The 23,095-nt window shown below is 62.1% G+C and carries 21 protein-coding genes; 15 read left to right on the top strand and 6 right to left on the bottom strand.

Annotation, left to right across the window (positions count from 1 at the left end; translation table 11 throughout):
• Nucleotides 1–15: 15 nt before the first annotated feature.
• From G8767_RS24390 to G8767_RS24355, 8 genes are all read left to right on the top strand, one after another.
• Nucleotides 16–996: a linear amide C-N hydrolase gene (locus tag G8767_RS24390; RefSeq protein WP_095971796.1), complete on the top strand. Its 981-nt coding sequence runs from the start codon at nt 16–18 to the stop codon at nt 994–996.
• Nucleotides 997–1,099: 103 nt separating this feature from the next.
• Complete coding sequence (locus G8767_RS24385) at nt 1,100–2,431, top strand: MFS transporter (protein WP_095971797.1); 1,332 nt, start codon at nt 1,100–1,102, stop codon at nt 2,429–2,431.
• A gap of 46 nt (nt 2,432–2,477) precedes the next feature.
• Nucleotides 2,478–3,674: an anhydro-N-acetylmuramic acid kinase gene (locus G8767_RS24380; RefSeq protein WP_166812307.1), complete on the top strand. Its 1,197-nt coding sequence runs from the start codon at nt 2,478–2,480 to the stop codon at nt 3,672–3,674.
• Entirely contained in the window at nt 3,671–4,546 is an 876-nt protein-coding gene (locus G8767_RS24375) for a MurR/RpiR family transcriptional regulator (protein WP_166812305.1), read from the top strand. The genes G8767_RS24380 and G8767_RS24375 overlap by 4 nt, the downstream gene beginning before the upstream one ends.
• A gap of 44 nt (nt 4,547–4,590) precedes the next feature.
• Nucleotides 4,591–5,508, top strand: coding sequence for an N-acetylmuramic acid 6-phosphate etherase (gene murQ, locus G8767_RS24370; RefSeq protein WP_166812327.1), 918 nt, complete (start codon nt 4,591–4,593; stop codon nt 5,506–5,508).
• Nucleotides 5,509–6,288, top strand: coding sequence for a glucosamine-6-phosphate deaminase (gene nagB / locus G8767_RS24365; protein WP_166812303.1), 780 nt, complete (start codon nt 5,509–5,511; stop codon nt 6,286–6,288).
• 66 nt (nt 6,289–6,354) lie between these two features.
• Nucleotides 6,355–7,767 carry an FAD-dependent oxidoreductase gene (locus G8767_RS24360; protein WP_166812301.1) on the top strand — a complete coding sequence of 471 codons (1,413 nt, stop codon included), beginning with the start codon at nt 6,355–6,357 and terminating at the stop codon, nt 7,765–7,767.
• An 86-nt stretch (nt 7,768–7,853) separates the two neighbouring features.
• A complete protein-coding gene (locus G8767_RS24355; RefSeq protein ID WP_166812299.1) occupies nt 7,854–10,151 on the top strand; it encodes a serine/threonine-protein kinase in 2,298 nt (765 codons plus the stop codon).
• 27 nt (nt 10,152–10,178) lie between these two features.
• Here the strand turns inward: G8767_RS24355 and G8767_RS24350 are convergent, their stop codons facing one another.
• The 3 genes from G8767_RS24350 to G8767_RS24340 all read right to left on the bottom strand — a co-directional run bounded on the left by G8767_RS24350 (nt 10,179) and on the right by G8767_RS24340 (nt 12,276).
• A complete protein-coding gene (locus G8767_RS24350; RefSeq protein WP_095971946.1) occupies nt 10,179–10,487 on the bottom strand; it encodes an amphi-Trp domain-containing protein in 309 nt (102 codons plus the stop codon).
• Between the two features lie 119 nt (nt 10,488–10,606).
• Nucleotides 10,607–11,362 (bottom strand): alpha/beta hydrolase, encoded by a 756-nt coding sequence (locus tag G8767_RS24345; protein WP_257237355.1) that lies wholly within the window; start codon nt 11,360–11,362, stop codon nt 10,607–10,609.
• A gap of 266 nt (nt 11,363–11,628) precedes the next feature.
• Nucleotides 11,629–12,276, bottom strand: a complete 648-nt coding sequence (locus G8767_RS24340) for a TetR/AcrR family transcriptional regulator (protein ID WP_240952731.1) — start codon at nt 12,274–12,276, stop codon at nt 11,629–11,631.
• A gap of 111 nt (nt 12,277–12,387) precedes the next feature.
• Here G8767_RS24340 and G8767_RS24335 point away from each other — a divergent pair, with 111 nt between their 5' ends.
• The 7 genes from G8767_RS24335 to katG all read left to right on the top strand — a co-directional run bounded on the left by G8767_RS24335 (nt 12,388) and on the right by katG (nt 20,100).
• A complete protein-coding gene (locus tag G8767_RS24335) occupies nt 12,388–13,764 on the top strand; it encodes an NAD(P)-binding domain-containing protein (protein ID WP_166812297.1) in 1,377 nt (458 codons plus the stop codon).
• 34 nt (nt 13,765–13,798) lie between these two features.
• Nucleotides 13,799–15,037, top strand: a complete 1,239-nt coding sequence (locus G8767_RS24330; protein WP_166812295.1) for an NADH:flavin oxidoreductase/NADH oxidase family protein — start codon at nt 13,799–13,801, stop codon at nt 15,035–15,037.
• A gap of 17 nt (nt 15,038–15,054) precedes the next feature.
• On the top strand, nt 15,055–15,855 hold the full coding sequence (locus tag G8767_RS24325; protein ID WP_166812293.1) for an SDR family oxidoreductase: 801 nt from the start codon (nt 15,055–15,057) through the stop codon (nt 15,853–15,855).
• A gap of 28 nt (nt 15,856–15,883) precedes the next feature.
• Entirely contained in the window at nt 15,884–16,636 is a 753-nt protein-coding gene (locus G8767_RS24320; RefSeq protein ID WP_307846870.1) for an acetoacetate decarboxylase family protein, read from the top strand.
• 89 nt (nt 16,637–16,725) lie between these two features.
• Nucleotides 16,726–17,160: a nitroreductase/quinone reductase family protein gene (locus G8767_RS24315; RefSeq protein WP_166812289.1), complete on the top strand. Its 435-nt coding sequence runs from the start codon at nt 16,726–16,728 to the stop codon at nt 17,158–17,160.
• 237 nt (nt 17,161–17,397) lie between these two features.
• Nucleotides 17,398–17,841: a Fur family transcriptional regulator gene (locus G8767_RS24310; protein WP_166812287.1), complete on the top strand. Its 444-nt coding sequence runs from the start codon at nt 17,398–17,400 to the stop codon at nt 17,839–17,841.
• A gap of 36 nt (nt 17,842–17,877) precedes the next feature.
• Nucleotides 17,878–20,100, top strand: coding sequence for a catalase/peroxidase HPI (gene katG, locus G8767_RS24305; RefSeq protein WP_124567413.1), 2,223 nt, complete (start codon nt 17,878–17,880; stop codon nt 20,098–20,100).
• 169 nt (nt 20,101–20,269) lie between these two features.
• Here the strand turns inward: katG and G8767_RS24300 are convergent, their stop codons facing one another.
• From G8767_RS24300 to ctaD, 3 genes are read right to left on the bottom strand one after another with little or no spacing between them, the layout of a single operon-like run.
• Nucleotides 20,270–21,091 (bottom strand): universal stress protein, encoded by an 822-nt coding sequence (locus G8767_RS24300; RefSeq protein WP_166812285.1) that lies wholly within the window; start codon nt 21,089–21,091, stop codon nt 20,270–20,272.
• Nucleotides 21,069–21,320, bottom strand: coding sequence for a hypothetical protein (locus G8767_RS24295; protein ID WP_166812283.1), 252 nt, complete (start codon nt 21,318–21,320; stop codon nt 21,069–21,071). Before G8767_RS24295 ends, G8767_RS24300 begins: the two co-directional genes overlap by 23 nt.
• Nucleotides 21,313–23,055: a cytochrome c oxidase subunit I gene (gene ctaD, locus G8767_RS24290; protein ID WP_166812281.1), complete on the bottom strand. Its 1,743-nt coding sequence runs from the start codon at nt 23,053–23,055 to the stop codon at nt 21,313–21,315. Before ctaD ends, G8767_RS24295 begins: the two co-directional genes overlap by 8 nt.
• Between the last annotated feature and the right edge of the window lie 40 nt (nt 23,056–23,095).

Below are 23,095 nucleotides of genomic sequence, written 5' to 3'. Positions count from 1 at the left end.
AAGGGAGAGCTCTCGATGTGCACACGCTTGGTCTACCTGGGGCCCAACGACACTGTGATCACGGCTCGATCGATGGATTGGAAGGTCGACCTCGGAACGAACCTCTGGGCGTTCCCACGCGGCATGACCAGAGAGGGTTGCGCGGGTCCGAACTCGATCCAGTGGACGTCGAAATACGGAAGTGTTGTCGCGACGGCCTACGACATGTGCACGACCGACGGCGTCAACGAGGCTGGGTTGTCGGCCAATCTCTTGTGGTTGGTCGAGTCCGAGTATCCGACGTACGACGGTTCGAGCCCGGGATTGTCGATCGCGGCGTGGGCGCAGTACGTCCTGGACAGCTTTGCGACAGTTCGGGAAGCGGTCGAAGTGCTGTCGTCGGAACCGTTCACGGTGGTGACCGCTGCCGTTCCGGGCGAAGACCGCCTCGCCACGCTGCACATGTCGCTTTCGGACGCTGGGGGAGACAGCGCGATCATCGAGTACATCGGTGGACGTCCGACGATTCACCACAGCCGCGAGTACCAGGTGATGACCAATTCACCCATCTTCGATCAGCAACTCGCCGTCAACGAGTACTGGAAGCAGATCAACGGAACCGTCATGCTGCCCGGAACCAACCGTGCCGCTGACAGATTCGCCCGGGCGTCGTTCTACGTGGATGCGATACCGCAGACGGACGATCCCCGATCGGCCTTGGCATCCACTTTCAGCGTCATCCGGAATGTTTCGGTACCCCTGGGTATTTCGACTCCCGACGAGCCCAACATCTCGTCGACCCGATGGCGCACGGTCGTCGACCACAAACGTGCGCTTTATTTCTTCGAATCCGCGATGACGCCGAATACCTTCTGGGTGGACGTGGCGTCGATGGATCTCGGAGAAGGGACTGCCGTTCGAAAGCTCGGGTTGGGTCCGAACGAGAGCACCGTCTACTCCGGCGACTCCACTGATCGGTTCGAACGGGCGGAGGCATTCACGTTCGCAGGTGCATAGGGATTCGGGACCCACAAAAACCCAGTTGTGAAACTTCTTGACATTTCTACTCTGTTCAGATGAAACTTTGTTGCATATTCGGGTTTCGTCAACGGAGGACGGCATGGGCATCACAGTGCAGACACGGAACGATGGTGCGCAGCTCAAACGGCGCAGGGCGCTCGTCGCCGGCTCCGTCGGAAATTTCATCGAGTGGTACGAGTTCGGTGTGTACGGGTTCTTCGCGACGATCATCGCGTCGAACTTCTTCAGCGCCGACGGCTCCGGCGACCTCGAAAGCCTGATCAAGACCTATGCGTCGTTTGCGCTGGCGTTCTTCTTCCGCCCAGTGGGTGCCGCACTGTTCGGTCGACTCGGTGACCGCATCGGCCGACGCCCCACCTTGGTGATCGTCCTTCTGTTGATGTCGGGTGCGACGACTCTGATCGGCGTGCTGCCCACCTACGAGAGCGTCGGAATTCTGGCACCGCTGCTCTTGACGGTCCTTCGAATCCTCCAGGGATTGTCGGCGGGCGGTGAGTTCGGTGGTGCTGTATCGGTGATGACCGAGTTCGCTCCGCCCGGGCGACGTGGGCTGTACGGCTCGTGGCAGTCGTTCACCGTCGCACTCGGACTGCTCGCCGGTGCGGGTATCGCGGCACTCCTCGCCACCGTGCTCGACTCGGGACAGCTCAGTGACTGGGGCTGGCGCATCCCGTTCCTCCTTGCACTTCCGATGGGTCTGGTTGCCCTGTGGCTCCGGCTCCGCCTCGAGGAAACGCCGTCGTTCGAGCGTGCTCGATCGGTCCAGTCCGAACCGACAGCTGAAACAGCGGTGCCGGTAGTGCAACCGTCCGTCGGGGAGACTGCCAGAGCGATCCTGCTCGGAATCGGGCGGTTGATGGGGTGGTCTGCTGCCGGTTACACCTTCCTCGTGGTGATGCCTACCTATCTTCAGAGTTCGCTCAACGCGACCTTCCATCAGGCGCTGGTTGCTTCCGTGCTCGCCAATGCGGGCTTCGCGGTGACCATTCCGATCGCGGGTGGACTCAGCGATCGCATCGGACGACGCGCGGTCATGCTCACCGGCACCGTGATAATTCTGGTCTTGGCTCTGCCGCTGCTCAACGTCCTGCAGAACGAGCAGACGTCTCTGACCGCCAAGGGATTTGCAGTCTTTGCCGCCGGCGCCGCAGTGGGACTCGTTGCCGGACCCGGACCTGCGATGCTCTCCGAGATGTTTCCCACCTCGGTGCGGTACACCGGATTGGGACTCGCGTACTCCCTGTCCAACGCAGTCTTTTCGGGCTGTGCCGGTCTGATCATCACGTGGTTGATCAAGGAAACCTCCAATCTCGATATTCCGGCCTACTTCGTGATGGCGACATGCGCCGTCAGCGCGATCGCCTTGAGTACCTTGCGAGGTAATGCCCACAAGCGGGCACTCGTCGACTGACCGCAACTTTCCCGAATGCCGAATCAATCCGAGTAAGGGATATTTCATGAGAGTCATCGGCCTGATGTCCGGTACTTCGTACGACGCTATCGATGCTGCCGCAGCAGACATCCGGATCGACGGGGACACTCTTGTGCTGACCCCACTGGGGATGGTCAGCGAACCATATTCCGGTGAGTTGCGGGCAGCGGTGGCTGCTGCGGTACCGCCTGCGTCCACCACTGTCGGTCAGATCTGCCAACTCGATACCGAGATCGGACAGGCATTCGCGGCGGTGGCCGCGCGGGCGAACGCGGAACTGTGCGGTGGCAGTGCGGAATTGATCTCCTCACATGGTCAGACGATGTTCCACTGGGTCGAAGGATCGCAAGTAAGGGGCACTCTTCAACTCGGGCAGCCGGCCTGGATAGCCGAGGAGACCGGGTGCACAGTCGTGTCGGATCTGCGCTCTCGTGACGTGGCGACGGGTGGTCAGGGCGCACCACTTGTCAGCGCCTTCGACGTATTGTGGCTCAACGGAAGAACTTCGGGCTCCGTCGCGCTCAATCTCGGTGGCATCGCGAACGTCACTGCTCCAGGTGGCGCCCCGGCGTCGACGGCAGACGGTGCCGCGGAACCGATTGCCTTCGACACCGGCCCGGCCAATGCGCTGATCGACGCTGCGGTGAGCGAATTCACGGCGGGGGAGCAGTGGTTCGACCTCGGTGGTGCTCTGGGTGCAGCAGGCACCCCGAACGTCGATCTGCTCGCGCATCTACTGAGCGAGCCGTATTACGCGCAGCCTGCTCCCAAGAGCACCGGCAAGGAATTGTTCCATCGAGATTATCTACTCGCCGCTCTGCGTGGTTACGAATCCTTGTCCCTGGCCGACATCGTCGCGACACTGACTGCACTGACCGCCCGAACCGTCGCCGATTCCGTCAAAGGGCTTGCGGCGACCGAAGTGGTGGTATCGGGTGGTGGTACCAAGAACCCGACGTTGATGGCGATGCTTCGCGACGAACTGGGCGACATTGCGCTCGTCTCCTCGGACGAACTCGGGGTCACCTCCGACATCAAGGAAGCATTGGCTTTCGCGGTACTCGGCTTTCTCACCGCGCACGGATTGCCCGGAAGCATTGCTTCGTGCACCGGTGCGCGTCACGCCAGTGTGCTCGGATCCTTGACGCCGGGAAGCCGTGGGCTGCCTAGAATCACATCGGTGCCCTCAGCTCCGAAAACGATGCGAATCGAGGCGTTATGACTTTGGACCGGAGTGTTCCGGCGTCCGTCGACCTGCTTGCCCGTATTCGCGCATCGTTGAGCAGCCTCTCGCCTGCCGAGCTGCGGATCGCGGAAATCATCGAAGCCGACCCCAGCCTGGCCTCCACGCTGACGGTCAACGATCTCGCCGAGCGAGCGTCGACAAGCACGGCGACAGTGGTCCGCACAGCCAAAAGGCTCGGCTTCGAGGGCTATCCACAGCTTCGTCTCGCGCTGGCGGCGATCAGCGGGTCCAGCGCCGGCGACACGATCCCACTCGGTGTGGACATCGTTGCTGCTGACTCGGCCGGCGAGGTGATGGCCAAGCTTGCCGAGTTCGAGTCCGAACAACTCAAGGGCACGGCGCAATTGACAGATCCTGCTGCGCTCGAAGAAGTTGTCTCCCGGATTCGATCCGCCCGCCGGGTCGAGGTGTACGGTATCGGCGCGTCAGGCATCGTCGCGCAAGACCTCACATTGAAGCTTTCGCGTATCGACGTCAACTGCCGGGTTCATCTCGACCGAGACGCGGCGATGGTGAGCGCCAGCTTGCTCGGACTGGACGACATCGCAGTGGGGATCTCACATTCAGGTGAGACTTCCGATGTCGTCGAACCACTCGCCCTTGCCCGTCGTACCGGGGCATCGACGGCTGCGATCACTGGTGGAGCGCGTTCGACGCTCGCCGTGCAGTCAGACCACGTACTGCTCACTGCCGGTAGAGAATTCGGTTTCCGTTCGGCTGCGATGGCAAGCCGAACCGGCCAGCTGTTGGTAGTGGACACAATTTTTGCGATGGTGGCGCACTCGCTGCCCAGCGCACTCTCTGCTCTGCAACGAAGCCATGACGCCATTGCTTCGAAGCGGCACTGACGAGGAGTCGTCTAATGGAACTTGATCGAGGAGGACTCGCCACAATGCACTTGGAAATGCTCTCCACCGAGAGACCCAACCCTCTCACCCGCGATCTCGACGTCATGTCGGTGTCGGATCTGCTGACGGTGATGAATCAACAGGACGCGATCGTGGCCGACGCGGTCGCGGCGGTACTACCTGCTATCGAAGCCGCAGTCGACTTGATCGTCGCGGCACGGGCGCGAGGTGGTCGACTGATCTACCTGGGAGCGGGGACAAGTGGCCGTCTGGGGGTTCTCGACGCAGTGGAATGCCCTCCGACCTTCGGGACAGATCCGGGCGAGGTGATCGGCATCATCGCCGGTGGTCCGGGAGCGTTTCTGAACGCCGTCGAGGGTGCAGAAGACGATCCGCGAGCGGCTGGGGTCGACCTCGACGCAATTTCGTTGAACGCCACGGACGTCGTGGTGGGTTTGGCGGCCAGCGGTCGTACTCCCTATGTCATCGGGGGCCTGGATCATGCCCGCGAACTCGGCGCAGCGACAGTGGCAGTCTCGTGCAACCGGAACGCGGCAATGAGTTCTCACGCCGGCGTGGCCATCGAAGTGGAGACCGGCCCCGAGATCCTCACCGGATCGACCAGGCTCAAGGCCGGGACTGCGCAGAAGATGGTGTGCAACATGCTCTCCACGGCCAGTATGGTCCGCTCCGGGAAGGCATTCCACAATCTGATGGTCGATCTTCGGCCGACCAATGCCAAACTTGTCGATCGTGCAAACCGCATCGTCGCGGCAGCCACCGGAGTCGATACCGAGATCGCTGCGGAGACCATCGAAAATGCCGACGGTCATGTGAAGGCAGCGGTCGTCATGTTGTTAGCCGAATGCGACTTCGCCGAAGCGGCCGAATTGTTGGACCGCGCCTCGGGTTCGGTACGTGAGGCCATCGTCGGAGCCGGCAAGAGCAGTGAGGAAGTCTGAATGGAAATCGTCATAGTTCCCAGCCCGGAAGACGGCGGACGAATCGCTGCCGATATCGTGTGCGGCGCCATCGAAAACGGAGCGCGGACGCTCGGCCTCGCGACGGGATCGTCACCGCTGCATACGTATCGGGAGCTGATCAAGCGGCATCGAGAATCTGGAGTGTCGTTCGCGGCGATGAGTGCGTATCTTCTCGACGAGTACGTAGGTCTCACGCCCGATCAGCCGCAGTCCTACGCGCACACCATCCGCACGGAACTCGTGGATCATCTCGACATCGACAATGCGCGAGTGTTCAGCCCCGACGGCGGAGCCGCCGATCCCAGTGAAGCTGCCCGACGCTACGACGCAGCCATTGCCGAAAACGGTCCCATCGACGTGCAGATCCTCGGAATCGGCCTCAACGGGCACATCGGTTTCAACGAGCCCTCGTCCTCGCTCGCCTCGCGCACCCGAGTGAAGACCTTGACCGAGAGGACCCGCGCCGACAACGCACGGTTCTTCGCTGACCCGGCTGACGTGCCGCATCATGTGATCACGCAGGGGCTCGGAACCATCAGTGATGCACGGCATCTCGTTCTGATCGCGGACGGCGCCCGTAAAGCGCCCGCGGTCCGGGCGGCGGTCGAGGGTCCGGTCTCGGCATTCTGCCCGGCATCAGTGTTGCAGCTGCATCCACACGTGACCGTCATTGTCGACGAGGCAGCTGCCGGCGAACTCCAACTAGCTGACTTCTACCGCTACACAACCGAGCACAAGCCGGCTGCGCAGGGTTACTGAAAGCGTGTTCGTGTTACTGAAAAGCGAATTTGATCTCTAGTGCAGTTGAGCCCCTAGCCTCGGGGCATGATCAGTGCGAGAGGTTCAGAGGTACCCCCGCTTGCGTCGCCCCGGTTTTTCTCACCACCGCTCAGTGTTGCGATCGTCGGGGCGGGTCCGGCGGGAATCCACGCCGCGGGCGCTCTTGCTGAACTGGCACCAGGCACCAAGACAGACGTGTTCGAGCGTCTACCCACGCCGTACGGACTGGTGCGCTACGGTCTCGCGCCGGGGCATCCCGAATCCGAAAAGTTCGTCCACTCTCTGCACACCACGCTGGCCGCCAGTGACTTCCGGTTGTTCTGCAACGTCGAGATCGGCAAGGACCTTTCCGTCGAGGACCTACGCTCTTCCTACGATGCCGTGATCATTGCAACGGGTGCGCCGCGGGATGCGCTTCTCGACATTCCCGGCGTCGAGCTTCCAGGTTCCTTCGGCAGCGCCGAGTTTGTCGCCTGGTACAACGATCACCCGGACAGTTCGCTGCAGTGGCCGCTGAACGCCGAATCGGTTGCGGTGATCGGAGGTGGCAACGTCGCACTCGATGTCACCCGAATGCTTCTCGCCGAGGCGAAATCGCTGCAGGCCACGGACGTATCGGCCGAAGTTCGGGAAGGGATAGCAGGCAGTCGTGTTCGCGACGTGCACATCTTTGTCCGGCGCGGACCAGCCGACGCTCGCTTCTCCCCGAACGAGTTGCGCGCTCTCGGTGAACTGCCAGGCGTCGATGTCGTCGTCGACGCTGCCGATGTCGCACCGGACCGGCATATCGAGCGGATGGCAAAGCAGTCGGTGCACACCCGACTGGCAGTCGAGACACTCCGCACTTTCGCGGACCCTTCTGCCGACCGGACTTCTCACCGCCGCGTTCACCTGCACTTCTACCGACAGCCGACGGAGATTCTCGGCAGTGGGAAAGTCGAAGCACTCCGCGTCGAGCGGACAGTCCCGGACGGCTACGGTCACGTCACCGCTTCGGGCACCTGTACCGACTATCCGGTTCACGCTGTGTACCGGGCAATCGGATTCCTCGGAACGCCACTTGCCGGGGTGCCTTTCGATCACGGGCGCGGCACCGTTGTACACCGGGGCGGCGCTGTGGTCGACGAGAGCGGCTCACCGGTTGAGGGCTTGTTCGTGACCGGTTGGATGAAGCGAGGTGCCGCCGGGCTGATCGGCGCGGCGCGGCCTGATGCTCGCCAGACCGTCGAAACGATGCTGCACCAGCTGGATTCGGTAGGCGAGCGGCGAGCAGACCGAAGCGGGATCGCGAGGCTCCTCGGGGCCGGCAACGTCGTGTCCGTCGATTGGGACGGATGGCTTCGCATCGATGCCGCCGAACGTGATCTCGGTGTGAAGCATGGGCGTGATCGCGTCAAGATCAAAGATCGCGAAGTACTTGTCGGTATCGGCACGAATCTGCCGGTTCACCCCCAATAGTTTCGCTGGGGTCTGGGGTACCGCCGGGGTTACGCTGAAGTGAGTCACCCCGATTCATCGTGATCGAGGTGCGGAACAGAAGTGTCATGAATGAACGTGGTGCGCAGGCCGTTGACGCGACAATCGCGAGCGGGCCCCTGACCGAACGGGGCACCGTTACCGAGTTGCGCCCGTCCGCACCGCCGGTGGTGCGTGACCGACAGAACGGTGCCGACGGCCTCGGGCGCCTTGTCGGGGATTGGGAGGAGGGGCGAACCCCGTCCGACTTGAGCGACTATCTGCCCGATCCGGCCAAGATTCGTCGGGCGGCGTTGATCGAATTGGTCGGGATCGACATGGAGTATCGCTGGCTGAAAAATGATCGCCCGAAACGACTCACGGATTACTGTGCCGAGTATCCCGAACTACTCGAAGAACCACTTCCGGTCGAGCTCCTGTACGAGGAGTTCCGGCTGCGGAAGCAGAGTGGGGAGAACGTCGTAGCAGCCGACTATCTCAGCGAGTTCCCCTTGCAGGCAGAGAGTTTCGAGCGGTTGTTCGACCGTGATTCGATGGCCGGACGCGAAGATGTCATGATGTTGGGACTCTCGGGTTTCGACGAGTTCGAGATCGGGCAGCACCTCGACGATTTCGAACTGGTGTTGGAACTCGGGCACGGAGCGTTTGCCCGAGTGTTCCTTGCTCGGCAACTTTCGATGCAGCGGTGGGTCGCATTGAAGATCTCGCGCAACGTCGGGGTCGAACCGCAGACTCTCGCCCAACTCGACCATCCCAACATCGTTCGCGTCTTCGACCAACGACTGCTCGAAGAACGTGCACTGCGAGTTCTGTTCATGGAATACGTGCCAGGCGGGACCCTGCTCGACGTGGTCAAACTTGTCCGCGTCACACCGCAGGCGCAGCGGTCCGGACAACTACTTCTCGACGCCATCGATCACACCCTGGCGAAGAAGGGAGAGATGAAGCCGAGCGAGACGAGCCTACGGAGCGAGATCGCGGCGATGTCGTGGCCGGAGACCGTGGCCTGGATGGGAATGAGACTGGCCGACGCCCTCGAATACGCGCGTGAGCACGGCGTACTACATCGGGACATCAAGCCGGCGAACGTACTTCTCAGTGTCGAAGGCATTCCCAAACTCGCCGACTTCAACGTCAGTTCGAGCGAGGAGGTGTCGACCGAGGATGCAGCATGTTTTGTCGGAGGCTCGCTTGCCTACATGTCTCCGGAGCAGTTGGAGGCCTGTTCTGTGGGGGCGCCCGGCACACTCGACACCCGTAGCGACATCTATGCGCTCGGCGTGATGCTGTGGGAACTCCTCACCGGGAGTAGGCCCTTCTTGGGCGACGGCACGGGAGAGAACCCGCCGTCGCCCAAGAAGGCGCTCGAGGCCCGCCGGCGTGGAGTGGATCCTGCGGCCGAGGCACGGTTACCGGACGACTGTCCGCCGGCGCTGCGCCGAGTGCTGGTGAAGTCTCTCTCGCCCGAGCGAGACGGACGGTGGTCTGGCGGACGAAAGCTGGCTCGTCAGTTCGCTCTGTGCCTGGACCGGTCGGCCCGCAATCTGGTGGACCCACCGGAAGGGAGTCCACGTTCGACGCTGTGGAAGTGGGCACTGCCGATTCTTCTGGCCGCGATCGGAATTCCGAATCTCCTGGCGGCGGGCTACAACTACTACTACAACAAGATGCTGATCATCTCGGGACTCTCGCCGCAGGCTCAGCAGCACCTCGAGCAGGTTCATCTGGTCATCGGGGTGGCTGCGTTCTCTCTCGGCGCCGCAGCGATCCTGTATTGGTGTCGGCTCGCCCTCACCGTGCCTCACGGACTGCGCAACGGTCAGACGTACAGCGCAGAGGTTTTGAACAAGGCACGTACCGCGACGCTGAACGTCGGACACCGCGCGGTGGTGATCGCATTCGGTCTGTGGGTTCTGGCCGGTATCGCATATCCGGTTGCATTGCAGATTGCCGCCGGCGGAATTCCGCAGCGAGCCTACGTGCACTTGATGTCGTCGCTGGCGGTGTGCGGCGCCGTCGCGGTCGCGTATCCGTTCTTCATCCTGACGTATTACTCGGTTCGATGTCTGTATCCGATCTTGTTGTCACACGGGGAGTTACGGAGCGACGACGGACGCGATATTCGCTCGCTGGGCCGGAGCAGCACGCGTTACCTCGCGGTGGCGGCGTCGGTTCCGCTGGTGGGAATCGCGGGGCTCAGTTTTGTCGGTTCCGGGGCCGGCGAGGAACTCAACGCAACAGTTCGTGCGTTGTGTCTGGGCGGGATCGCCGGATTCATCGTTGTGTATCAACTGTTTCGACGGATCGAAAGTGATCTCCGAGCACTGCTGCGCGTTGTGTCTCTCGAGGTGTCGGCGTCTCCGTAACCACCTGACAACCGTGTTCGCGACGAGTTACTTCGCAGTGCTCTTGCGCGGTCGGCTGCGACGAACTGCTTTGGCGGGCGTCGGAGACTTCACTTCTGATTCTTCCTGAGGGTCGTCGCGCCAGTGAATCTCGATTTCTATCTCGACTTCGTTGCCGTCGACTTCGATCTCGAGTTCCCACCGAACCTGTTCCGGAACACTGATTTCGATCGAGTCCCCACCCGACCCCAGCTCCACTTCGGATCCGCTGGCGAGGGCTTGGCCGAGGGCGATGAGTCGGTCGGCGACTTCCTGCCGTGAGAGTTCTGACTTCCTCTTGATCTCCAGTTTGGGCACGATCACTCCTGACCTCGGCGGATTCTCTCTTTAACGGTAGTTGGACGAAGGGGAGATTGTCGGAGTTTGTGGAACCGCGAGGTGGCAACAGGCTTCAACGCAACGCTGATCTCGAATGTTCAGGACTCTTGCGTGCCATCGACGAGGCGGTGTATTTCCTGGGCGATGATTTCCGGATCTGTGATGGGGACATAGTGGCCGGAGCGCTCGGCGATGACGTGGCGGCCCTGTGGAGATTGTTCGGCCCGGTACTCGTGGGAAGCATTCGCGGCCGCCCTCACTGTGGCATTCATGCCGGATCCTGTTCGCGCGCCGGAGATGACAGTGACCGGAATCCCGCCGAGCGCGGGTGGGTCAGCTCTGAACTTGTACAAGTCGTCGATGAAGGTTTCGGTTTGCGAGGCATGCGTGCGGACCATCGTGACGGTAAATCCCTCCAACTCCATATCTCTGCGCGCGTCGTCCGGCAAAGCGTCGGTCATCGTCTTGTACAGTCGCGGCATCAGTTTGGTTCGTGCCAAGACCATGTTCGCTGCGATGGCCACCCGCTCCATCAGACGGAACATCCGGCTGAACAGCAGGTCTGCAGCCTCGTCAGTCGGATCGACAAGCACGATGCCCGCAATCCGTTCGGGGTGAGCGGCCGCTGCAGCCCGGACGATGGGTCCGCCGGCGCTGTGGCCGACCAAGACGAACGGGCCCGGGCCGAAGTGATCGAGTACGTTGCCCAGATCGTCAGCCATCCGCCGTAGCGTGCGCGGGTGCGCATCGACGGCACTGCGTCCCAGTCCGGAACGGTCGTAGACGACGGCGCGAGTCCATTTTGCCGACTGCTGGTTGAACCAAAGCCCACCCGGATCGGCTTGCCGCCGCACCGGCTTCGAAGACGACGGTCACGGACCGCTTGCGGGGCCCTGGCAGCACCATCGTGTGCAGGTATCGGCCGTCGCGGGTGCGTACTAACTCGGAATTCCCCTGGCAATGATTCTCGCGTCGTTCGTCCGGTTCGGTACTGCTGAACTCCACTTGTCGCGCTCCCCTGAGTTGACCGTTCAATCTGCCGGAACGTAACACGCCTGAAGACGCTACGGGGACTTCCGAGGGCCAGGAGGCAGCGTTCGATCGGAGTTCTCGCGCTTCCTCATGCAGATCGTTCAGGGGTCCTGTTCGGTTCGTGGAATGCGGGCAGTGCAGGAATGAGGAGGTCGGCATAATCGCGAATGCGCTGTGGTGGAAAGGATTTCGGTTCCGCCAAAACCAAGCGACCGGCTTCCCAGAAAAGTGCATACATGGTGCGGGCGGTGAGGTCGACATCGACGGCGGGAAGTCGATCCGGAGGTGTTGCCGCTCGTACGAAGTCCGTCAGTGCTGCGATGAGCGCCTGGCGGCCGTTCTCGAGGCGTCTACGAAAGGTTGGCGTGCTCGAGTCGGCGAGCTGGAAGACCGCCCGCCACCGGTTGGGTGCGGCCAAGACGGCTGTAAGGAAAACTTCGAGGCTTTCTGTCATCGCGTGGATCGGGTCCTGCGTGTGAAGAGGCACGACGTTGGCGAGTTGCGTCAGTGCTGCGTTCTCCTCGCGGTCGAGGCAAGCGCGCAGCAGTTGGTCGGAGTCGTCGAAGTGGCCGTAGACGACGGGGCGACTGACGCCCGCTTCCTTCGCCACGGTGTCGATGGACACCTTGTGGACGCCTTGTTCGACGATCACCCGCAGGACTGCGTCCAGTAGCTGTTCCCGACGTCGTTCAGGAGCCATTCGCGGTGCATACGCCCGGTTCCGTCGTTCGGTCATGATCGTTTGCCGCCTCTCCGTCACGGCGTTGCTTGACATGCAACAACGCCTGGGCAAATACTACACTGACTGTAGCTACACAGACTGTAGCTTTGAGGGAAGGTTGCAACCGTGACTCGGTACTGCATTATCGGAGCTGGATACACCGGGCTGGCGGTGGCAAAGGCCTACGCGGATCTCGGCTTGGACTACGACCATGTCGAGGCCGCCGTTGCGATCGGCGGAAACTGGTCGCACGGGGTGTACGACTCCACGCATCTGATCAGTTCGAAGGACGTCACCGGGTATCCGGACTATCCGATGCCCGACGACTACCCGGACTTTCCCAGCGCCGCACAGATGTGCGAGTACCTGCGCGCCTTCGCTGCCGAGTTCGGCCTGGATCACCGGATCGAATTCAACACGCTGGTTGCCGATGTGGCGCCACTCGATACTTCGGGAAGAGCCGGGTGGCGGGTGGAATTCGGAGACGGCACGGTGCGCGAGTATGTCGGCGTCGTGATCGCCAACGGTCACTACTGGGATGTCAACATTCCCGCGTACCCGGGCGAATTCACCGGCAAACAAATCCATTCCAAGAACTACAAGCGCCCTGCTGACCTCGACGGCTCGTGCACGTTGGTGGTGGGTGCGGGAAACTCCGGTTGTGACCTGGCGGTAGAAGCCGCGCTGACCTTCGGCACCGCGGAGATTTCACTGCGCCGTAGCTACTGGTTCATTCCGAAGTACGTCCTCGGTGTCCCTAGCAGCAAGTTCGACGTGGGCTCGATTCCCGTTCCAAAAGTGTTGCAGGAGATAGTCTTCCGAATGATCGTTGCTGTCGGAATGGGAAGTTTTCGCAGTTTCGGGCTGGAAAAGCCGAAGCACCGTATCTTCGATCAAGATCTGGTAGTCAACCAGCAACTGCCTTACTTCCTCAAACACGGCCGCATTGCAGTCAGGCCGGAAATATCCCGGTTCGACGGACGTACAGTGCATTTCACCGACGGCACTAGCGGCGAATACGACACCATCGTCTGGGCTACCGGCTTCAAGACCACCTTCCCCTTCCTGCGCGACGGACTGCTCACATGGGATAACGGGCAACCGCGCCTGGTGTCACACACCTTCGCCCCGGGGCTGGCCAATTTGTATTTCGCGGGACTGGTCGCCCCGCGCTCGGGTGCAGGAATGCTGCTGATGAACAGTTCACGCCTGCTCGCCGAGGCCGCGATACTGCAGCAACAACTGCATACACCAGTCGGTGATCTCTACTCGTATCTGTCCAAGCCATCCGGAGAAATCCTCGCCGGTGGCCCCGAATTGCGCTGGGAAATGCGGCGCGGCCGGTGGTCGGTCCGGATCATGACCCAACTGGTCACACTCCGCTCGAAGCTTCTCGGTGCACTCGCCGACCCACCGACTACGCCGACAATTCCCGACCCGCAGCCTGTTTTTCCCGGCAGCATCCGGCGACCGATCCTCGCTGCCGCGCACCGCAACGCCTGACCTTCAATTCTCCACCACGACAACAGGAGTAACCATGCTACCCAAGAAGCACGCACCCTGCACCGCTGCCAGTTCACTCACGCTGCCATGCGGCGTTACCCTGCCCAACCGCATCGCCAAGGCCGCGATGAGTGAACAACTCGCCGCGATCGACGGCTCACCCAGCCAGAACCTGACCCGCCTCTACAGCGCCTGGGGACGAGGCGGTGCAGGCCTGCTCATCACCGGCAACGTCATGATCGACCGTCGCGCCTACGTCGAGCCACGCAACGTGACCCTCGAAGACGACCGCCACCTCGAAGCCGTCGGCAACTGGGCCCGGGCAGGATCCCGAGAGGGTGCGGTGATGGTCATGCAGATCAACCACCCCGGACGAGTCGCCGTGGGACCACTGCATCGACGCCCGGTCGGCCCGTCGGCACTGCGGCCGCAGGCGCTCGGATTCAATTTGCGCAAACCCCGGGAACTCTCGCTCGGCGACATCGCCTTCCTACGTCGCCGCTACGCCCGAACCGCGGAACTGGCCGTGGCAGCCGGATTTTCGGGAGTGCAGGTCCATGCCGCGCACGGATACCTCCTGTCGCAGTTCCTCTCACCTGTCGCGAACAAGCGCACCGACAGCTACGGCGGAAGCCCGGAGAACCGGAGTCGCCTGTTGCTCGAGGTGATCGCTGACGTTCGCGCAGCCATCGGCCCGGAGTCCGTTGTGTCGGTCAAGCTCAACTCAGCAGACTTCCAGCACGGCGGGTTGGAGGAGTACGAGTCGCTCGATGTCGCGCTCGCTTTGGAAAAGGCCGGCATCGACCTGCTCGAGATCTCCGGCGGCAACTACGAGGCTCCAGCCATGACCGGCGTCGTGCAGGACAGCACCCGAGCCCGGGAGGCTTACTTCCTGCGCTACGCCGAAAGCCTGCGCGCTCGTACTGCTATGCCGCTCATGTTGACCGGCGGTGTACGCACCCGCGACTTCATCCGCGACGTGCTCGCTCAGGGCGTCGTGGATGTGATCGGGCTCGGCCGACCATTCGCCGTGCGGCCGACAATCGCGGCCGACCTGCTGTCCGGGACCAGTGAGCCGCAGGTGCTTCCGACTGCGCCACGCGTTCCGCTGCCCGGCGCCACACCAATCAATTCCTATCTCCAACTCGCCTGGCATGCGGCGAATTTCCGCCGGATTGCGGCAGGTGCGGAGCAGGTACGTCAACCGGGTGCAGTTCGCACTCTGATCGCTGCTGGTACCGCCGTGACTGCCCGCGCGCTCACCCAATTCTGATCACCCAGGAGCGAACCATGAGCCTTACCCCACCCACCTCAACCACGCGAGCTGTCGTCACCGGTGCGTCCTCCGGCATCGGTCTCGCCCTCGCCGAAGGCCTGGCGCGGCGCGGATACTCGTTGATCCTGGTAGCCCGTCGCGAGGATCGATTGCGTGAGCTGGCCGCGCGGTTGGCCCAGCGTTACGGCATCGAGGTCGAGATCCGAAGCGTCGATCTGTCCGACCGTGCCGAGCGCGCGAAGCTCTGTGACGAGCTCGCGACCAGAGATGTCGCAATACTGTGCAACAACGCCGGATTCGCCACCTACGGGGAGCTCGCGACCGCGAACCCGGAGCGAGAACGCCAACAGGTCGAACTGAATTCCGTTGCTGTGCACGACCTCATCCTCGCTGTACTGTCACCCATGCTGGCGCGCGGCGTGGGCGCGATTCTGATCACCGGATCTACCGCCGGCAACCAACCCGGACCGAACAACGCTACTTACGCGGCGAGCAAGGCATTCGCTAACACCCTCGCCGAATCGCTGCACAGTGAGCTCGTCGGCACCGGAGTGCAATGCACGCTACTCGCGCCAGGCCCAGTACGTACGGAGTACGCCGAGGTAGCAGAGGTCCCGAAGCTCGACGGCCTGTTGCCGGGCCCGCTGTGGGTCAGTGCCGAACAAGCCGCAACGGCAGCAATCGTCGGGCTGGCGGCCGGTCGCCGCCGCGTGGTCCCCGGCGCGTTCGCCAAACTGCAGACCGTCGGTGGCCAATACACCCCGCGAGGGCTGATCGGGCCGATTCTGCGTACCGTCTACCGAAGGGTCAAATGAGATGGGCTGGGAACCTGCCGTCAGGACTGTGGGTCGCTCACTCCGGACGGACCTGCGCCGCACACTGACACTCGGCGATCCGCGGCGCAGCCTCTACCGCGACGCTCACTACTTCAGCGCCACCGTCGAAATCGACCCCGACATCATGAAGCAATGGCTTCCTGCGGGGGTACGGCTGGCCGAACCGGCGCGCGCCGACCTGTTCACCGCCTGTTTCCCGGACAACAATTTCGAGTCACCCGGCTATCACGAGGCCGGACTGTTCGTTCACATCAAGACAGTGCAGGGCACCGGAATTCACTGCCCGTGGATGATTCTCGACGACGACGTAGCCCTGATCATCGGCCGTGAACTTCTTGGCTACCCGAAGAAACTGGGTGAGATCGAGTGGACGGTCACCGATACCGAAATCCGCACAGCGGCAACCCGGCGTGGGCACAAGCTGCTCACCATGAGCGGCCGCGTGGGCGACGTCATCACCGACCCACCGCCGATCCTCGCCCGACCGCACCGCAATGTCGTCGGCGTCGCGGGCATGCTGCCGCCTTGGTTGGTCGCCTTCACTCCACGTGAGAGCGTGCTCGAGGTACGGCGCATCGACGAATTCGCGCTGGAAGTGTTTGGTTCAGAAAGAGACCCACTGGACCAGATGGGAATCGGCCGGGTGGTCGAAGCTCGGCTGCACCGCGTCGACCTGCCGGGCGTGTGGGTGCCGCCTGTCCCGGTACGCCCACTTACTCCGTTGTTCACGACCAGCCGTCTACGGCCGCGGGTCCTGTGACCCTCACATGCTCGAGCGCAACCGCGGGAAATCAACGTGAGCTGCCGCCACCGACAGAATCCCTCTGCGAGAGAAACTTCAGGACCGTCATGAGCGATATCTATCATCACATCTTGCGTGCCCACAAATGGATCTACATGCGTACCGGTGGACTGGTCGGGCACCGTCTCCTCTTCGGCAACCCCACCCTTCTGATACGCACCCTCGGTCGCAAATCCGGTCTGCCGAGAGTTTCGGCATTGACCTACGCACGCGATGGCGGAACCTATCTGGTGGTCGCCTCCGCCGGAGGAGCAGCCAAGCCACCTGACTGGCTTGCCAACCTCACCGCACAACCCGTGTGCGAGATGCAGATCGGCTTACGCAGTACACGAGTTCGCGCGCGCGTCACCCTGCCGACCGATCCGGATTACGCGCGACGGTGGTCGACCCTCGACGCCGTGAACAAGGGGCGATACACCGCCTACCAGAACAAGACATCTCGCACGATCCCGATCGTAGAACTGGTCCCGATGAAGTCTTGAACACCGCAGTCGTTGCGCTGAATGCGTCGAAGTCACGAAAATGAACGGAGTCGCCCGACCACCGCCGCATTTAGGTTCTGGTGTCGGACGATAACTCGGGGCTCGCGGGCGAGCCCGCGTTGTACTTGTTGCGGTGACGGGTGACCGGACGGATTGTTCGCAGGGCCATTAGCTCGATCGGGCAAGAATTTCGCGAAAGTCTGGGTTCAGTCCAGAAGATTGCGCAATAGTGGAAAGGTGCCTTCGACGCCGGATTATGCAGCCCAACTGCGTAACGCTGAGCTTCGCGTGACTCGTCCCAGAGTCACGGTGCTCGAGGTTGTGCATGCACGCCCACATGCAGCCACCGAGACGATTTTCGATGCTGTGCGGGCAGTTCTGCCGGGGGTATCTCGGCAGGCGGTCTACGACGTGTTGCACGCTCTCACCGACGCCGGGCTGATACGGCGGATCCAACCGTCCGGATCGGTGGCGCTGTACGAGTCCCGCGTCGGCGACAACCACCATCACGTCGTCTGCCGGTCCTGCGGGGTCGTTGCCGATGCCGACTGCGCAGTCGGAGAGGCACCGTGTTTGACGCCGTCGGCGCGCAACGGCTTCGTCCTCGATGAAGCCGAGGTCATTTACTGGGGCCTGTGTGCCGACTGTTCGACAACTCAGAGTTTGCGATCACACCCGTGATCGAAGTCCGTTCTACTCGCTCATGGAGGGATTACCGTGTCCGATAGTTGCCCGGTTGCTCACGATGGAAACACCGAGAGCACCAGCGAAAGTGAAAACCCCGCAATCCCGTCTCCGACACCTACCGGGAATCGTCCGAGAACGAACAGTGACTGGTGGCCGAATCAGCCGGATCTCTCTGTCCTGCATTCGCATTCGTCGAAATCCAATCCCATGGGTGCCGACTTCGATTACGCCCAGGAATTCGCCAAACTCGATGTCGAGGCACTCAAGCGCGACGTCATCGCGTTGATGACGGCGTCGCAGGATTGGTGGCCGGCCGACTACGGGCACTACGGCGGACTCTTCGTGCGTATGAGCTGGCATGCTGCCGGCACCTATCGCATCGCCGACGGTCGCGGCGGCGGAGGTCAGGGCGCTCAGCGTTTCGCCCCGCTCAACAGTTGGCCGGACAACGCCAGCCTCGACAAGGCGCGGCGCCTGCTCTGGCCCGTGAAGCAGAAGTACGGAAAGCAGGTTTCCTGGGCCGACCTCCTGGTGTTCGCGGGCAACTGCGCTTTGGAGTCGATGGGGTTCAAGACGTTCGGCTTCGGCTTCGGTCGAGAAGACATCTGGGAGCCGGAGGAGATCTACTGGGGTCCTGAGGACACCTGGCTCGGCGACGAGCGCTACAGCGGAGACCGCGAGCTGTCCGGGCCGCTGGGCGCAGTTCAGATGGGCCTGATCTACGTCAATCCCGAAGGGCCCAACGGCCAACCGGACCCGGTAGCGGCCGCCCGCGACATTCGCGAAACCTTCGCTCGCATGGCGATGAACGACGTGGAGACAGCCGCACTGATCGCCGGCGGCCACACCTTCGGCAAGACGCACGGCGCCGGCCCGGCCGACCTCGTCGGACCGGAACCGGAAGGCGCACCCATCGAGCAGCAGGGATTGGGCTGGAAGAGTGCCTTCGGTACAGGAGTGGGCAAGGACGCGATCACCAGTGGTCTCGAGGTCGTATGGACGCCCACTCCGACGAAGTGGGACAACACTTTCCTGGAGATCCTGTACGGCTACGACTGGGAGCTGACCAAGAGCCCGGCGGGTGCCTGGCAGTGGATTCCGAAGGACGGCGCGGGGGCGGGCACGATCCCGGATCCGTTCGATTCGTCGGCCGGACGCACTCCGACGATGCTGACAACCGACCTCTCCCTACGCCTGGATCCGACGTACGAGAAGATCACCCGGCGCTGGCTCGATCATCCGGAAGAATTCGCCGAAGAGTTCGCCAAGGCTTGGTACAAGCTCCTGCACCGTGACATGGGACCGGTCACGCGCTACTTGGGGCCGTGGGTTCCCGAGCCGCAGCTGTGGCAGGACCCTGTTCCCTCGGCGGAGGATCAACTGATCGGGGACGCAGACATCGCCATCCTCAAGAGTCGACTTCTCGACTCCGGGCTGTCCATTTCGCAGTTGGTATCGACGGCGTGGGCGTCGGCTGCGAGCTTCCGCAGCACCGACATGCGCGGCGGCGCCAACGGTGCGCGAATCCGCTTGGAACCGCAGAAGAATTGGGAAGTCAACGAGCCCGCAGCTCTCTCCGCGGTGCTTCAGACTCTCGAGCGGGTTCAGCAAGACTTCAACCAGGCAGGTGGAGCCAAGGTTTCGCTCGCCGACCTGATCGTTCTGGGTGGTACAGCGGCCGTCGAACAGGCTGCGAAGAACGCCGGACAGGACATCACGGTCTCGTTCACTCCGGGACGTACAGACGCAACGCAGGAGCAGACAGACGTCGACTCGTTCGAGGTACTCGAACCCCGGGCCGACGGATTCCGGAACTACCTCAAGGGTGGGGAGAAGATTCCGGCCGAGATTCTGTTGGTCGACCGCGCGTACATGCTGTCGCTGACCCCGCCCGAGGTGACAGTGCTGGTCGGTGGACTTCGCGCGCTGAACGCGAACTTCGGCAAGACCGGTCACGGAGTGTTCACCGACCGCCCAGAGACGTTGACCAACGATTTCTTCGTCAACCTTCTCGACATGGGTACCGAGTGGAAGCCGTCGAAGACGGACGAGAACGTCTACGACGGCGTTGATCGTGCGACGGGCGATCCGAAATACACGGCAACTGCGGTCGATCTCGTTTTCGGATCGAATTCGCAACTGCGTGCACTCGCCGAGGTGTACGCCAGCGAAGACGCCAAGCAGAAGTTCGCCGAGGACTTCGCCGCTGCCTGGACCAAGGTGATGGACCTCGACCGGTTCGACGCCCGCTGATCCAGCAGATCAACCGACGGCGCCCCGCGAGCTTTGTTCTCGCGGGGCGCCGTCGCTTCTGCACACGATAGCGTGGTCGTGTGGCCGATCAATTTGCGCTGGTACCAGCGGTGTACGGTCAGCTCGCACCCATCCACAGCTACGGCTTCTGACCGGTTGAGGATCTGATTCAGACTTCGCTCGCAACGATGACCGGGCAATGAGCTTTTCGAATCATCGTGCTGCTCGTCGTGCCGAGACCGGCGTCGTCGAACGAACCTCGCCCACGCCGACCCACGACGAGAAGCCTTGCCTCGGTAGAGAGTTGTTCAAGAATGGCAACCGAGGGGCCGTCGAACTCGATCTGACGGATGGCGACGCCAGGGTAGAGCGTGGCCCAACCCGATAGTTGCCACGTCAGCGGCGTCGAGTGCTGGGGCGCGTGCCCGGATGCGAAGTCTCGACGCAGTTCGCCCTCTGGCGGGGCGCCGTGCACGACGACCAGTTCGGTGTTCGCAGCCTCTGCTTCTTTGAATGCAATAGCCAAAGCGCTTTCACTGTGGGCGCTTCCGTCCAAACCGACGACAACGGGCAAGGCTGCCGCAGCGATGCTTTCACGCGGTCTTCCGACTTTTGCGAACGAACACCTCGGGGCAGGGGCAGCGAGATCGTCCTGTGGTGTGACGATCAAGGCGGCCTCAGCGGTCAGCGCGGTGAGAATTGCGGTGTTCTCCCCGGAGATCAGATCGGTCCGGATCCGAAGATCTGGCGCCACCGACTCGGCGATCTGAATGGCTTCCATGAACAGGCCGGTCGGTGACGCCGAGGTGTTCGGATCGGCGGTGGTCGGAGCTACGAAAACAATTCGCATCCAGAGATTGTGGCGATGCGCGAACTCCGCCGCCCACGTGATCACGTCATGGCGCAGAGGGGATCCGTCGATACACACGACGACCGCTCCGTTTGCGGACCACTCGGAGGTGACGAGGTCAGTCGATAGTTCGGGCTTCATCGTGAACTCCTCGAGCTGTGTCTGTCGAATGCGAACTGGCTTGCAGGACAGTGCCGAACAGCAATCCTGCGACGACTATCGAGCATGCGGCAGTCGTCAAGGGCAACCACACGAGCGTCGTGACCGCGAACATGATCACGAGCAACGGCGCGAGAAGATGGCCGGGTTTCGCTCGGCGTTCGTGTTGCTGATCTTCTGCCCAGGCTCGGTACTTCGTGCCGTCATTCATGTTGTTTCACCTCAGTTCTTACGTCGGAAACCGACTTGTGGCCGAGCAGCCCGACATGCGCCTCGTCGCGCATTCTTTCGACCATGTGGGGGTAGTGCAGTTCGAATGCCGGCCGCTCACTGCGGATTCGGGGGAGCTCGGTGAAGTTGTGCCGTGGTGGTGGGCAGGACGTCGCCCATTCGAGCGAGTTTCCGAAGCCCCAAGGATCGTCGACTGTCACAATTCGGCCGTACCGGTAGCTCTTGAAAACGTTCCAGATGAACGGAATCGTCGAGGCTCCGAGCACAAATGCGCCGACGGTCGAGATCGTGTTGAGAAGAGTGAAACTGTCCGACGGCAGGTAGTCCGCGTACCGCCGAGGCATACCCTGAGCGCCGAGCCAATGCTGGACGAGAAATGTCGCGTGAAAGCCGATCAGAGTCAACCAGAAGTGGATCTTGGCGAGCTTCTCGTCCAACATCCGGCCGGTCATTTTCGGGAACCAGAAATAGATTCCGGCGTATGTCGCGAACGCGATTGTTCCGAAGAGGACGTAATGGAAATGCGCGACAACAAAGTACGAGTCGGTGACATGAAAGTCCAAGGGCGGGCTGGCAAGGATGACGCCGGAGAGTCCGCCGAACAAGAATGTGACCAGGAAGCCGACGGAGAACAACATCGGGGACTCGAAGGTCAACTGTCCCTTCCACATCGTGCCGATCCAGTTGAAGAACTTGACGCCGGTCGGAACTGCGATCAGGAAGGTCATGAACGAGAAGTACGGGAGGAGAACGGCGCCGGTTGCATACATGTGGTGCGCCCACACAGCTATCGACAGGGCTGCAATTCCCAGTGTTGCGTAGACCAATCCTGTGTATCCGAAAATCGGCTTGCGGCTGAAGACGGGGAAGATCTCGGAGACTATGCCGAAGAAGGGCAGTGCAAGAATGTAGACCTCGGGATGGCCGAAGAACCAGAACAGGTGCTGCCACAACATGACTCCACCGGTGGCGGGGTCGAACAGGTGCGCTCCCAGGTGCCGGTCCACCCACAATCCGATCAAGGCAGCAGCGAGCAGCGGGAAAACGAGAAGGATCAGCATGCTGGCGACCAGCGCATTCCATGTGAAGATCGGCATGCGGAACATCGTCATACCGGGGGCGCGCAGGCAGACGATCGTCGAAACGATGTTGACTGCGCCGAGGATGGTGCCGACGCCGCCGAGAGCGAGACCGATGATCCACAGGTCGGCGCCCATTCCGGGGGAGTGGAGTTCGCTGGTGAGCGGCACGTAGGCGGTCCAGCCGAAATCTGCCGCACCACCGGGTGTTACGAATCCGGCGGAGGCGATCAGGCCGCCGAAGAGGTACAACCAGTAGCTGAAAGCATTGAGTCGCGGGAAACACACGTCCGGCGAGCCGATCTGCAGTGGCATGAGGTAGTTGGCGAATCCGAAGAAGACCGGCGTCGCGTACAGCAGGAGCATGATCGTGCCGTGCATGGTGAACAACTGGTTGTACTGCTCGTTGGACAGGAATTGCATTCCCGGAACGGTCAATTCCATCCGCATGAGCAGCGCCATCAACCCGCCGATCAGGAAGAACGCGAACGATGTCACGATGTACATCAGGCCGATCATCTTGTGATCGGTGGTCCTGAGGATCTCGACCAGTTTCGAACCCTTCGGAGCGGTTCGGGGAGTGGCGCCGACGTGGATATCAACCTCGTCGACCGGCCGGGGTGCGAGATCAACCACGACGGCCGCCTACGCGCATCGACGTGACGACATACCGAGA

It is taken from the genome of Rhodococcus sp. IC4_135 (assembly GCF_011602025.1).
Taxonomy (GTDB): Bacteria; Actinomycetota; Actinomycetes; order Mycobacteriales; family Mycobacteriaceae; genus Rhodococcus_F; species Rhodococcus_F baikonurensis.
Note: the sequence above shows the minus strand (reverse complement) of the source record. Positions and strands in the feature narration are given on the sequence as shown.

Bases quoted from the DNA above. Each gene is read 5' to 3' on its own strand.
- G8767_RS24390 (WP_095971796.1), top strand. From the start codon at position 16: ATGTGCACACGCTTGGTCTACCTGGGGCCCAACGACACTGTGATCACG.
- G8767_RS24385 (WP_095971797.1), top strand. From the start codon at position 1,100: ATGGGCATCACAGTGCAGACACGGAACGATGGTGCGCAGCTCAAACGG.
- G8767_RS24380 (WP_166812307.1), top strand. From the start codon at position 2,478: ATGAGAGTCATCGGCCTGATGTCCGGTACTTCGTACGACGCTATCGAT.
- G8767_RS24375 (WP_166812305.1), top strand. From the start codon at position 3,671: ATGACTTTGGACCGGAGTGTTCCGGCGTCCGTCGACCTGCTTGCCCGT.
- murQ (WP_166812327.1), top strand. From the start codon at position 4,591: ATGCACTTGGAAATGCTCTCCACCGAGAGACCCAACCCTCTCACCCGC.
- nagB (WP_166812303.1), top strand. From the start codon at position 5,509: ATGGAAATCGTCATAGTTCCCAGCCCGGAAGACGGCGGACGAATCGCT.
- G8767_RS24360 (WP_166812301.1), top strand. From the start codon at position 6,355: ATGATCAGTGCGAGAGGTTCAGAGGTACCCCCGCTTGCGTCGCCCCGG.
- G8767_RS24355 (WP_166812299.1), top strand. From the start codon at position 7,854: ATGAATGAACGTGGTGCGCAGGCCGTTGACGCGACAATCGCGAGCGGG.
- G8767_RS24340 (WP_240952731.1), bottom strand. From the start codon at position 12,276: ATGACCGAACGACGGAACCGGGCGTATGCACCGCGAATGGCTCCTGAA.
- G8767_RS24330 (WP_166812295.1), top strand. From the start codon at position 13,799: ATGCTACCCAAGAAGCACGCACCCTGCACCGCTGCCAGTTCACTCACG.
- G8767_RS24325 (WP_166812293.1), top strand. From the start codon at position 15,055: ATGAGCCTTACCCCACCCACCTCAACCACGCGAGCTGTCGTCACCGGT.
- G8767_RS24315 (WP_166812289.1), top strand. From the start codon at position 16,726: ATGAGCGATATCTATCATCACATCTTGCGTGCCCACAAATGGATCTAC.
- G8767_RS24300 (WP_166812285.1), bottom strand. From the start codon at position 21,091: ATGAAGCCCGAACTATCGACTGACCTCGTCACCTCCGAGTGGTCCGCA.
- G8767_RS24295 (WP_166812283.1), bottom strand. From the start codon at position 21,320: ATGAATGACGGCACGAAGTACCGAGCCTGGGCAGAAGATCAGCAACAC.